Origin of the sequence: Streptomyces sp. SolWspMP-5a-2, assembly GCF_900091845.1 — a bacterium.
Taxonomy (GTDB): Bacteria; Actinomycetota; Actinomycetes; order Streptomycetales; family Streptomycetaceae; genus Streptomyces; species Streptomyces doudnae.
In genome coordinates, this window is the sequence record NZ_FMCI01000165.1 from 17,888 (window position 1) to 28,962 (window position 11,075).

Genomic DNA, 11,075 nt, shown 5'->3' on the forward strand with positions numbered 1-11,075 from the left:
TCTCCGCCGTGCGGTGGGGGCAGGCGGGCGACGCCGGCCGCTCTCCGCCCCTCGGTGGGGCCGTCCCCGCCGAGGGGCCGCCCGTCTCCGCTCGGCGGCCGGCCGCCGCCCGTCCCGTGGTCAGCTCGTCTCCGCCGTGCGGCAGGCCCCGCAGGTCAGGTGCCGGGCGGGCCGCTCATGGGTGGCCCGTCCCGCGCCGACGATGGCGTACGCGGGCGCGTGGCTCTCGTGCGCGTGGGCGCGGCAGACACCCGCCCCGCAGCGGATGCACACGCCCACCGCGGGCGCGGCGGTGCCGGGTCGGTCGGAGCAGTCGTAGCACTGCATGTCGTCACCTCACCTTCCGGTGATCGGGAGTCCCGGGCTCCAGGTCTCCTCCCTCCAGACTGCTCCGGACCATTGCCTTATGCAAGATAGGCGGGAAAGGCGTCGAGGGGATCGGCGGCCGCCTCGTCCGCCGCCGCGACGAGGTCCCTGAGCGCGGGCACGAGCGCCGCGCGGGTGGTGGCGGGCAGCCGGGTCACCAGGGAGCTGATCTCGGTCCTGCGGTACGCCATGACGTCCTCCACCAGGGCCCGGCCCGAGTCGGTCAGGGTGAGGACCACCTCGCGGCGGTTGTCCGGGTTGGCCCTCCGGTCGAGGTGGCCGAGGGCCTCCAGCCGCTCCGCCATCCGCAGCGCGGTGGACGGGTTGACGCCGAGGGTGGCGGCCAGGGCGGCGAGCTTGAGCGGGCCCGCCCCGGCCATCGCGACCAGCGCGCGCAACTGGGGCAGGGTGAGGGTGACGTCGGTGGCGGCGAGGGCGCGGGCGGAGATCGCCATCAGCAGGCGGGAGGCCGCCATGACGGCCAGCGTGACCTCCTCGGCCTCCCGGTCTAGCCCGAGCCCGGCCGAGGCGTCCGCGTCCGCCGCCGCTCCCCCGGTGTCGCGCCGTGTCATGGGCCGTCTCCTCCGCTGGGGTGCGGGCGGCCAGGACGTCCCCGCACTCGTGCAGAGTGCAATCCTAGAACGGAACGCGACCGAGCGAGCGTGCGCAAGGGGACGCCAGGGGGCACGGAACAGCACGAGTCGGCGCGGGGCGGCACATGCGGCCCCTGGCCTCGGTACCGGCCCCTCGGCGTGGAGCGGCGCGCCTCGGCGTGAAGCGGCACGCGCGGCCCGGCGCGGAAACGTGCGGCACCGCCCCCGTCGCCGCTCCCGTCGCCGTCGTCAGGTCACCAATCCGTGGCGGTAGGCGAAGACCACCGCCTGGACGCGGTCGCGGAGGTCGAGCTTGCCCAGGATGCGGGACACGAACGTCTTCACGGTCTCGGGGCTGATCGTCAGGACGGCGGCGATCTCGCTGTTGGAGAGCCCGTCGGCGATGAGCCGCAGGACCTCCAGTTCCCGCGGGGTCAGCGGGGTGTCGTGGGCGGTGCCCCGCACGGGCCGGATGCGGGCCGCGTACCGGCCGACGAGGCGGCGGGTGACGTCCGGGTCGAGGAGGGCCGCTCCGGTGGCGACGGTCCTGATGCCGAGCAGCAGCCGGTCCGGGGGCGCGTCCTTCAGCACGAACCCGCTCGCGCCCGCCCGCAGCGCCTCGTAGACGTACTCGTCGAGGTTGAACGTGGTCACCACCAGGACCTTGACGGGATGCTCGACGCCCGCTCCGGCCAGTAGCCGGGTGGCCTCGATGCCGTCGAGCACCGGCATCCGCACGTCCATCACCACGACGTGCGGGCGCAGTGCGCGGGCGAGGTCGACGGCGGCCCGTCCGTCCGCGCACTCCCCGACCACCTCCAGGTCGGGTTGGGCGTCGATGATCGTGGAGAGCCCGGTGCGGATGAGGAGTTGGTCGTCGCAGACGAGGACGCGGATCGGGTCGGTCATGACGCGTCGTTCCCGGGTATCCGGGCCCGCACGACGAAGCCGCCGTCGTGGTGCTCCCCGGCGCTGAAGTGGCCGCCGAGGACGTCGACGCGGGCCCGGAGCCCGTCCAGTCCGCGTCCGCCACCGCCCGGGGAGGCGGCCCGTGAGCCGGTGCCGTCCGTGCCGACCTCCACCGTGATCTCCTTCGCGCAGTGGCGCACCCGGACCGAGGTCGTGCCGCCGTGGTCGTACTTGAGGGCGTTGGTCAGGGCCTCCTGCACCACGCGGTAGGCCACGAGGTCGGCGCTCCCGGTCGTCGTGGCCGGTGCTCCCTCCTCGGTGAACTCCACCGGCTGCCCCGCCCTGCGGGTCTGTTCCACCAGGGTGTGCAGGCTGCCGACGGGCGGTGTCCTGGGTTCGGCGCCGTGATCGGGGTTGAGCAGGTCGAGCAGGCGCCGCAGGTCGGTGATGGCCCGGCGGCCGGTGTCGCCGACGGCGGCCAGGGCGTGGTCGAGGCGGTCGGGCGCGGCGGTCAGGTAGCGCGCCGCCTCGGTCTGCACGACCATCGCCGTCACATGGTGGGTCACCACGTCGTGCAACTCCCGTGCGATGCGGGTGCGTTCGGCGGAGCGGGCGTCCTCGGCGACCCGCTCCGCGCGTTCGGCCTCCGCGATCCGGGCGGCCCGCGTCCAGGCGCCCGCGGCCCAGGAGAGGCCCAACGCCACGAAGAACATGACGAATTCGGCCACCGACTCGCCGGTGCCGAGTCGGTGGAGGGCGATCGAGAGCGCCGCGTAGGCCACGGCGAGGGCGATCAGGGCCGCGCGCCGGTGGCGTTCCGCGTGGGCGCCCGCGCTCGCCAGGACGAGCGGCAGCGCGGTGCCCGCGTACAGGTGGTAGCCGCGGAGTTGGTCGAGCGCGAACCCGGTCGTGACCAGGGCGACGGCCACCAGGGGCAGGCGTCGGCGCAGCGCGATCGGGAGGCACTGGAGGACGGCCGCCACGCCCGCGAGCAGGTCGGTGGGCCGGGTCACGAGACCGCCGATCTCCGTCCCCTTGCCGCGCAGCGAGGGCAGCAGCGACGCGACGAGGAGGAGCACTCCGAGGGGGAGGTCCCGGGCGGTGACGTCGAGCCGTCCCCACCACTGGGGGATACGGCGGCGCGCGGTCATCGGGGCAGTGTAAGCGGCGAACCGGCGCGCGCGGCGCGCCTGGCGCCGGGGGCGACGACGTTGCCGCGCCGGTGGGCCAGCCACAGGAAGACGAGGGTCAGCAGCACGCCGAAGCCGACCGAGTACACGCTGCCCTCGGGTCCGAAGTCGCCCCCGGTGAGCGGCTCCGGGCCGGACAGGGTGGCGTCCAGCAGCCCCAGATTGCCGCCGTTGCCGGAGACTTCGGTGCTGAAGACACCGGCGGCGGCGAAGTTCCAGCCGAAGTGGACGCCGATCGTCACCCAGAGGCTGCGGGTCGCGGCGTAGGCGGCGGCGAGCATGAATCCGGCCTCGACGGCGATGGCGATGCCGCCCCAGAGCGTGGCGTGTTCGTTGAGCAGGTGGGAGAGGCCGAAGACCAGGCCGCTCAGGGCGAGCGCGAGGTACGTGCCGATGTGCTCCTCGACGACCCGGAACAGGACGCCCCGGTAGACGATCTCCTCCATCGTCGCGGCGGCGGCCATGAAGCCGAGCAGGCCGATCGCGCCCCGCGCCGAGCCGAGGCCGTGGACGTCGTAGTACCCGGAGGCGAAGAGGTTGACCATGACGGCCCCGAACCATCCGGCGCCGAGCAGGACGCCCCAGCCGGTCCTGGCCACCGCGCCCTCGCGCGCCACCTCGGTGACCGCGCGGTGCTCGGTCCGGCGCACGACCCACGCGTAGCCGAGCACGGCACCGGCCGCCGCGGCGAGCCCGAGGGCGAGGGTGAGCCAGTCGTTCTCCCGCACGGCGGTGACGATGTTCCCGCCCGCGGCGTACATCGCCATCGCCGCCAGGAACTGCCAGACAAACCTCATCGAGACTCCTCGTGCCGACGCCCGCCGACGCAGCGTCCCGGGCCGCTCGGGACGTTACGGAACCGGAGCCCGGAGATCGTCACCGCACGGAGGACACTTCGCCGTAGCTCGCACGGGGGACACGCGGTGTCCTGCGGCCGTTCAGCGGGCCCGGTCGAGGACGCGCGCGGCGAAGTCCAGGGCGCCCTCGACGTCCCCGGCGACGTACATCAGCTCGACGAAGACGTGGTCGACGTCGGTCTCCTTCCCGGCGCGGGCGATGGTGGCGACGACGTCGTCCACGGTGGCCGACTCCTGCGGGTTGAGGCGCAGGACGACGTCGACGGCGGCCGGGTCGCGTCCGTGGTCCGCGGCGAGGTCCCGGATGCGCGCGAGCGGTCCGTTGACGGAGGCTGGGTCGAAGGGGGCGGCGCCCGGCACGGTGACGGGGAGCCATCCGTCGGCCCGGCGGGCGATCCTGTCGAGCGCGGCGGGCGCGTACCCGCCCAGGTAGACCGGGGGGCGCGGGGTGCGGGCCGGCCGGAGGGCGGCGCGGGTGGCCGGAACGCTCCAGTGGCGGCCGTGGAACTCGGCGGGGTCGGCGGTCCACAGGGATTCGAGCGCGTCGAGGGACTCGTCGAGGCGGGCTCCCCGGCTCGCCATGGGGACGCCGACGGCCTCGTACTCCTCGGGCGACCAGCCGATGCCGAAGCCCGCGAGGAGGCGGCCGCCGCTGAGCCGGTCGATGGTGGTGAGGGAGCGTTCCAGGAGGGCGGGCGGGTACCAGGGGGCGTTGAGGACGTTGGTGCCGATGAGCGCCCGCCGGGTGGCGGTGGCGGCGACGGTCAGCAGGGCGAACGGGTCGAGGCGGCTGTTGAACCCCTCCGGGATGGTGTCCGCGCCCGCGTAGCCGACGATCGGCCGCACGGGTGCGAGCAGCCGGTCCCCGACCCAGAGGCTGTCCGCGCCGAGGTCCTCCGCCCGGCGGGCGAACTCCGGTACGAGTTCGGCCTGGTGGGCCACGGCCCCGAACTGCGGGAGGCTGAAACCGATGAGCATGTGACGTCTCCTCAAGTCGACCGGTCCGCAAGGAAGTTCAACGTTCAACTCCCTGGCTTCCGAGCGTACGTCCCGAACGCCCCGGGCGACCGTGGCGATCCGGCCAGTCACCGGCCGCCGCATCCTCCCACGGTCACCACCGGTCGCACCGGCCACCGGATTCCCGGCGGGAGAACAGCGCCCCCATCCGTTCCCGATATCCGGAATCCCCGCTTCTCTTGATCGGGAATTCCGCCGGACCCCGGGGTATTGTGACGCGGGTTCCCCTTCGCTACGCTCACCCCTCTCGACGACCGTGAGTCCGCTCGATCCAGGGGGAATCGTGGATGCGTTCGTTCCGGATATCCGCGCCGCGCGGCATTCTTGATGGGTGAGGCGGAGGGCGCGTTAAGACCTCCCGGACCCGAGTTATCCGAGGAACCTTCTCCATCTCCCGCGCACCGCTCCACGTCTCCTTTGCGGAGACGGAATTACTTTCTCTTCTGGACGGCGGGAGCGGTCGACGGACTCGGCACCTGCGCCTCCTCCCTCTTCCTCCCGCTCATTCTCCTGGGGGCCGGATATCCGGCCGGGCTCACCGGTCTGGTCGCGTCGACCGCTCTGGTCGGCTCCCTCGTCGCGTCCCCGGTCGCGGGCGTCTACGCCGACCGGTGGCCGCGCCGGCCCATGATGTGCGCGGCGGCCCTGGTCGCCGCGGTCGCCATGGGGTCGGTGTTCGCCGCCGTGGCCCTCGGACACGTCGTCCTGGCCCATGTGCTGGTCGCCGCCGTGGTCGAACAGGCGGCGGGCGCCGCCTACGCGGCCGCCGCGTCCGGGACGATCCGGCGGCTGGTGCCGCCCGCGGAGTACCCGAGGGCGATCGGCCTGCTCCAGGCGCGGGACCAGGCGGTGCAGATCGCCGGGCCGTCGCTGGGGGGCGTGCTCTACCAACTGGCGCGCTGGGTGCCCCTGCTCGCCGACGCCCTGTCTTTCCTGCTGGTGGCGGTGTTGAGCCGGGCGATCAGCGCGGACCTGTCCCCCGGCCGCGAGGCGGCACCCGCCTCCTTCACCCGGGAACTCGCCGAGGGGCTGCGCTTCGTGCGAGCCGAACCGTTCCTGCGCTTCGTGGTGGTCTGGACCGCCGGGATCAACGCGCTGCTCGGCGCGCTCTACTTCCACGCGGTCCTCGCCTCCCACGCCCGGGGCGCCGGACCCGCCTCCATCGGGCTGATCCTCACCCTGGCGGGCGTCGGCGGGCTGCTGGGGGCGCTCGCCGCGCCGTGGCTGGTGGACCGCGTCCCGGCCGCGTGGATCGTGACGGGCGCGTCCTGGGCCATGGTGCCGACGGCTGCCGGACTCGCGTTCGCCTCCCGGACCTGGGCGTACGGGCTGCTGCTGAGCACGGTGTCGCTGATCGTGCCGTCCGTGGCGGTGGTGCTCCAGAGCCGGGCGGTGCTGGTCACCCCCGAACGGCTGCTCGCCCGGATGGGGACCGTGCTGGGCACGGCGGGCGAGGGCGTCGCGGTGCTCGCGCCGGTGGCCGCGGGCGTTCTGGTGGCGGCGTACGGCGGGCGCGCGGTGGCGCTGGGCTGCGCGGGCGCGTTCGCCGCCCTGGCCCTCTACGCGACGGTCAGGGCCCGACTCGTCGTCGGGCAGGCGCCGTGACGGCGGCACGGGCGGGGTCGGCACCGCGCGCCTACGGCGTCTACCGGCCGGTGCTGCCGGTGACCAGCCCCGGGAACCCGGACCTGATGGTGTACACGGGCGACGCCGGGGGACGCTGCGAGATCTTCGTCTGGGACCGCTCCACCGGCGTCACCCGCCAGTTGACGGACCGCCCGCACGGCACGCTGCGGTGCGCCGCCGACGAGGACGCCGTCTGGTGGTTCGACGAGGACCGCGGCGGCGTCGGCGGCTGGCGGATCCAGGACTTCGACGGCGGCCGGGACCGTCCGGCGCTGGCCGGGGTCCCGCGCGGGCGGCCGGCCGGGCTGGCCCTGGCCGCGGGCGGCGCGGTCGCCGTCGGCATCCGCGGTCCTGGCGGACTCGGCGTCCACCTGGGCAGGCGCGGCGGCGTGGCCGTGCCGGTGCTGCGCACGACGGAGCCCGGGACGCTCTGCGACCTGGCGCCGGACGGCGGGCTGCTGGCGGTCCGCGGGCCCGCGCACTCCGCCCGCGCGGTGACCCTGCTGACCCCGGACGGGACCACCGCGGCCGTGCTCTCCGGGGAGCGGGGACGCGTCTGGCCGCTCGGGTTCGCGCCCGCGCCCGGCCGCACCCTGCTGCTCGTCATGTCCGAGCGGGACGGCCGCTACCAGCTCGGCGCCTGGTCCCCCGGGCCCGGCCTCGAACCGCTGCCCTGGTGCTCCTTCGACACCGAGACCACCGCCCGCTGGTACCCGGGGACCGGCCGCCCACGGGTCCTGCTCCGCCAGGACCGGCACGGCCGCAGCCTGCTGTTCACCGCCGACCTGGACCGCCGCGAGCTGACCCCGCTGCCGACCCCGGAGGGCAGCCTGCTGGACGCCGCCCCGGCCGCCGACGGGGACGTGCACTTCATCTGGACCGACGCGGTCACCGTGCCGCGCGCGCTGTCCCTCTCGGGGCGGCCGCTGCCCGGACAGAGCGACTGGCGCCTGCCCCGCTTCGGCCACCGCGCCGACCTGTGGACACCCGGGCCCGACGGTCCGGTGCACACCTTCGTGACCACGCCCGCCGACCGGCCCGGCCCGCACCCGCTGGTGCTGCTCGTGCACGGCGGACCTGCCGACCACGACCGGGACGCCTACGACCCCATGGTGCAGGCGCTGGTCGGCTCCGGACACGCCGTGGCCCGGGTGAACTACCGCGGCTCCACCGGCTACGGGCCGCGCTGGCGCTCCGCCTACTCCGAGGGCGTCGGCCACACCCAGGTCGCCGACCTGGTGCGGGCGCGGGCCGACCTGCTGGCACGGGGCATCGGGCGGGCGGGCGCGGTCGGCCTGTGCGGGACCTCGTGGGGCGGCTATCTGACGCTGCTCGCCCTGGGCACCCACCCGGAGCTGTGGGACGTCGGGGTGGCCGTCAAGCCGCTGGCCGACTGCGTCACGGCCTTCCGGCACGCCACGCCCGCGCTCCAGGCCCTGGACACCGCGCTGTTCGGCGGCACACCGGACCAGGTGCCCGGCGCCTACGCGCACGCCTCGCCGTCCACCTACGCGTCCCGGGTCCGCTCCCCGCTGCTGATCGTCGCCGCGCGACGGGACGCCAAGTGCCCGCCGGAGCAGGTGGAGGCGTACGTGGAGCGGCTGCGGGCGGGCGGGGTGGCGCACGAGGTGATGTGGGTGGACTCGGACCACGACGGCTACGACGGCGCCGACCACCTGGCCGTCATCGAACGGTCCCTCGGATTTCTCGGCGGCGGGCTGCCTGCGGCGCCCGTGCCCGCCGAGCCGTCACCGCTCGGGGAGAGGGGGTGAACATCATGCAGAAGGACATCATCCACGGCGACCCGCTGGAGGGCGACGAGGAGAGCCGCAAGCCCGGCGTCGGCGTCGTCATCTACCTCCGCTCCGCGGAGGAGATGGAGGACGAGGAGAGCTAGTGCCCTGACCGGAAAGGTTCAGCGGCTCGCGATGCCCGGCACGGCACCTCGCCGCGTCGTCGCATCACCCGAGTACATCCAGTACGCGGGCGACGCTCCGCCGTGCGACGCACCGCACCGGACACCGCGAGCCTTCCGGCGAACCTTCCCGGTCACGGCACTGGGCCGTGTCCGACACACACAGCACCGAGGGGCCGGCCCCGCAGCCGGCGCGACCGGCCCCGACCCGCCCGGGGCGCCCGTGCGCCCGGAGGGCGGACGGCGGGGGCCGGACGACCGAACCCGTGCACCGATCAACCGACTCCTACGAGAAGAGGCCGGCCATGCGCGTACTCCTGGTGAACATGCCCTGGGCCCCGATCGATCTGCCGTCGCTGGCACTCGGAATTCTCAAACGCAGCGTCGACGAGCGCGTCCCGAACGGCACGGCGGAGGTTCTCCACGCCAACATCGAATACGTCGACTGGATCACCGAGAACACCGAATTCACCCTGGAGGACTACTCCTACTACGCGCTCGGCTCCTATTTCCTCGGCTGCGGCGACTGGGTGTTCTCCTCCGCCCTGTACGACGATCCCCAGTGGCGGGTCGGCGAATTCACCGAGGCGATGAGCAACCGGGTGCGCGGGGCCCGGATGGAGATGACGCAGGCGCTGCACGTGACCGCGCCCGATTTCGTCCGGCACATCGCCGAGCGGATCGTCGAACTCGCCCCGGACGTCGTCGGGTTCACCTCCACGTTCCAGCAGAACACCGCCGCCCTCGCGGCCGCCAAGCACGTCAAGCGCCTCGCCCCGCACATCGTCACGGCGATGGGCGGCGCCAACTGCGACGGCAAGCAGGGCGAGAGCGTCCACCGCAACTTCCCGTTCGTCGACCACGTCGTGCGCGGCGAGGGCGAGGTCTCATTCCCGGCGCTGCTCACGGCGCTGGACACCGGCGCCCCGCTCGCGGAGGTGCCCGGACTCTGCTGGCGGGACGCGGACGGGACCTCCGTGGCCAACACCATGAGCACCAGGCCGCTGCCGCCCGCGTCGATCCTGCCGCCCGACTACGCCGGGTACTTCGAACGGCTCGCCGCCTCCCGCGCGCGCCACTGGGTCGAGCCCAAGCTGGTGGTCGAGGGCGCGCGGGGATGCTGGTGGGGCGAGAAGCACCACTGCACCTTCTGCGGGCTGAACGGCTCGTTCATGCAGTTCCGCAGCAAGAGCCCGACCGTGTTCTTCGACGAGATCGTCGAACTGGCCGCGCGGCACCGGGTGCTGGACATGTACGTCGTCGACAACATCCTGGACATGGGGTACGTGCGGACGGTGCTGCCACGCATCATCGACAGCGGGTACGACCTGCGGATGCACATCGAGATCAAGTCCAACATGCGGCGGGGGCAGCTCCAGACCCTCGCGGACGCGGGCCTGATCTTCGTCCAGCCCGGGATCGAGAGCCTCAACAGCCGGGTGCTGACGCTGATGGACAAAGGCGTGTCCGGTGGCCAGAACGTGCGGATGCTGCGGGACGCGGCCACCGTCGGCCTCTCGGTCGCCTGGAACTACCTGCACGGCTTCCCGGGCGAGTCCGCCGAGGACTACGACGACGTGGTGGCCCAACTGCCCGCGCTAGAGCACCTGAACCCGCCCGTCGGCGCCTCCTCCCGGATCGCGATCGAGCGGTTCAGCCCCTACTTCAACGACCCCGGCCTCGGCTTCTCCGAACTGCGCCCGGCCGAGCCGTACCGGCTCACCTACGACCTGCCCGAGGCGGAGATGTTCGACCTGGCCTACGTCTTCGACGTGCCGCCGCGCGGAATCGACGAGGAGACCGTCCGCCGTCTCGACGAGGGCATCACCCGGTGGAAGCGGAACTACCCCGGCAGCCGGCTGACCCACTGCGACCTGGAGGACCGCATCGTCCTGGTCAGCAGCCGCCGTTCCTTCGCGTGGACGCGGACGGAGCTGACCGACCCGCTCGAACTGGCCCTGTTCCGGCTGCTCGACCAGCCGCACACGGTGCGGGCCGCGGCGCGCAAGCTGGGCGAGGAGCACGCCGTGGGCGAGGACGCGCTGCGGCGGGTGCTGGCCCGGTGGCGCTCGCTCGGGCTGGTCTTCGAGGACAACGGGCAGTTCGTGCAGATCGCGCCGCCCGCCGTCAACGAGGAGTTCCTGCGCATCGACTTCATGCGGCACACCGCGGCGCGCGCCGACGACCTCGCCGTCGCGTCCGCCTGACGCCCGCGCCGCCGACAGCCCCACGGAGACGACGATGACCCCAGCACCCACCGCTGCCGCGCCCTTCCTGGTGACCGCCGCGCGGGACTACGACCCCGAGGTGAGCGCCCTGCCCGGCATGTCCCTGGGCCGCTACGAGATCGACCTTTCCGGCGGCGAGGCGGCCCGGCGGCTGTTCGCGGCCGGGGCCCGGCACGTCACCCTGCCCCGCCCGGTCGACGTGACGGACCCGGCCGACGCCGCCTGGACGGTGCGGGCGCTCAGTTTCGTGGGCGCCCTGTCCAGCATGGCCATCTCGGTCGACTGGCGCATCCGCACCGGCCCCGACCCCGACGCCTGGCGCCACTACAGCCACCTCCATCCCCCGACCGCCGTCCTCGGCCCCCCGGACCCGG

At 74.0% G+C, this 11,075-nt stretch carries 11 protein-coding genes; 5 read left to right on the top strand and 6 right to left on the bottom strand.

Annotation, left to right across the window (positions count from 1 at the left end; translation table 11 throughout):
• Window positions 1-120: 120 nt before the first annotated feature.
• The 6 genes from GA0115242_RS17075 to GA0115242_RS17100 all read right to left on the bottom strand — a co-directional run bounded on the left by GA0115242_RS17075 (window position 121) and on the right by GA0115242_RS17100 (window position 4,893).
• Window positions 121-327, bottom strand: coding sequence for a DUF2180 family protein (locus tag GA0115242_RS17075; protein ID WP_093829309.1), 207 nt, complete (start codon window positions 325-327; stop codon window positions 121-123).
• A 77-nt stretch (window positions 328-404) separates the two neighbouring features.
• Window positions 405-938: a MarR family winged helix-turn-helix transcriptional regulator gene (locus GA0115242_RS17080; RefSeq protein ID WP_093829311.1), complete on the bottom strand. Its 534-nt coding sequence runs from the start codon at window positions 936-938 to the stop codon at window positions 405-407.
• A 270-nt stretch (window positions 939-1,208) separates the two neighbouring features.
• Window positions 1,209-1,868 carry a response regulator gene (locus GA0115242_RS17085; RefSeq protein ID WP_093829313.1) on the bottom strand — a complete coding sequence of 220 codons (660 nt, stop codon included), beginning with the start codon at window positions 1,866-1,868 and terminating at the stop codon, window positions 1,209-1,211.
• Window positions 1,865-3,019, bottom strand: a complete 1,155-nt coding sequence (locus GA0115242_RS17090) for a sensor histidine kinase (RefSeq protein WP_093829315.1) — start codon at window positions 3,017-3,019, stop codon at window positions 1,865-1,867. Before GA0115242_RS17090 ends, GA0115242_RS17085 begins: the two co-directional genes overlap by 4 nt.
• Window positions 3,016-3,855, bottom strand: coding sequence for a CPBP family intramembrane glutamic endopeptidase (locus tag GA0115242_RS17095; RefSeq protein ID WP_093829317.1), 840 nt, complete (start codon window positions 3,853-3,855; stop codon window positions 3,016-3,018). Before GA0115242_RS17095 ends, GA0115242_RS17090 begins: the two co-directional genes overlap by 4 nt.
• A gap of 141 nt (window positions 3,856-3,996) precedes the next feature.
• The gene (locus GA0115242_RS17100) at window positions 3,997-4,893 is read right to left on the bottom strand and encodes a TIGR03619 family F420-dependent LLM class oxidoreductase (protein WP_093829319.1); all 897 of its coding nucleotides are present in this window, start codon (window positions 4,891-4,893) and stop codon (window positions 3,997-3,999) included.
• A gap of 456 nt (window positions 4,894-5,349) precedes the next feature.
• Between GA0115242_RS17100 and GA0115242_RS17105 the strand changes: the two genes are divergently transcribed.
• The 5 genes from GA0115242_RS17105 to GA0115242_RS17120 all read left to right on the top strand — a co-directional run.
• Window positions 5,350-6,537 (top strand): MFS transporter, encoded by a 1,188-nt coding sequence (locus GA0115242_RS17105; RefSeq protein WP_237549112.1) that lies wholly within the window; start codon window positions 5,350-5,352, stop codon window positions 6,535-6,537.
• Window positions 6,534-8,330 (top strand): S9 family peptidase, encoded by a 1,797-nt coding sequence (locus GA0115242_RS17110; protein ID WP_256089460.1) that lies wholly within the window; start codon window positions 6,534-6,536, stop codon window positions 8,328-8,330. Before GA0115242_RS17105 ends, GA0115242_RS17110 begins: the two co-directional genes overlap by 4 nt.
• The gene (locus tag GA0115242_RS41655) at window positions 8,327-8,455 is read left to right on the top strand and encodes a hypothetical protein (RefSeq protein ID WP_256089461.1); all 129 of its coding nucleotides are present in this window, start codon (window positions 8,327-8,329) and stop codon (window positions 8,453-8,455) included. The genes GA0115242_RS17110 and GA0115242_RS41655 overlap by 4 nt, the downstream gene beginning before the upstream one ends.
• A gap of 323 nt (window positions 8,456-8,778) precedes the next feature.
• Window positions 8,779-10,680 (top strand): RiPP maturation radical SAM C-methyltransferase, encoded by a 1,902-nt coding sequence (locus GA0115242_RS17115; RefSeq protein ID WP_093829323.1) that lies wholly within the window; start codon window positions 8,779-8,781, stop codon window positions 10,678-10,680.
• A gap of 34 nt (window positions 10,681-10,714) precedes the next feature.
• Window positions 10,715-11,075: DUF5825 family protein (locus tag GA0115242_RS17120; protein WP_237549113.1), on the top strand; the 361-nt coding region annotated here is incomplete at its 3' end.

Bases quoted from the DNA above. Each gene is read 5' to 3' on its own strand.
- GA0115242_RS17075 (WP_093829309.1), bottom strand. From the start codon at position 327: ATGCAGTGCTACGACTGCTCCGACCGACCCGGCACCGCCGCGCCCGCG.
- GA0115242_RS17080 (WP_093829311.1), bottom strand. From the start codon at position 938: ATGACACGGCGCGACACCGGGGGAGCGGCGGCGGACGCGGACGCCTCG.
- GA0115242_RS17085 (WP_093829313.1), bottom strand. From the start codon at position 1,868: ATGACCGACCCGATCCGCGTCCTCGTCTGCGACGACCAACTCCTCATC.
- GA0115242_RS17090 (WP_093829315.1), bottom strand. From the start codon at position 3,019: ATGACCGCGCGCCGCCGTATCCCCCAGTGGTGGGGACGGCTCGACGTC.
- GA0115242_RS17095 (WP_093829317.1), bottom strand. From the start codon at position 3,855: ATGAGGTTTGTCTGGCAGTTCCTGGCGGCGATGGCGATGTACGCCGCG.
- GA0115242_RS17100 (WP_093829319.1), bottom strand. From the start codon at position 4,893: ATGCTCATCGGTTTCAGCCTCCCGCAGTTCGGGGCCGTGGCCCACCAG.
- GA0115242_RS17115 (WP_093829323.1), top strand. From the start codon at position 8,779: ATGCGCGTACTCCTGGTGAACATGCCCTGGGCCCCGATCGATCTGCCG.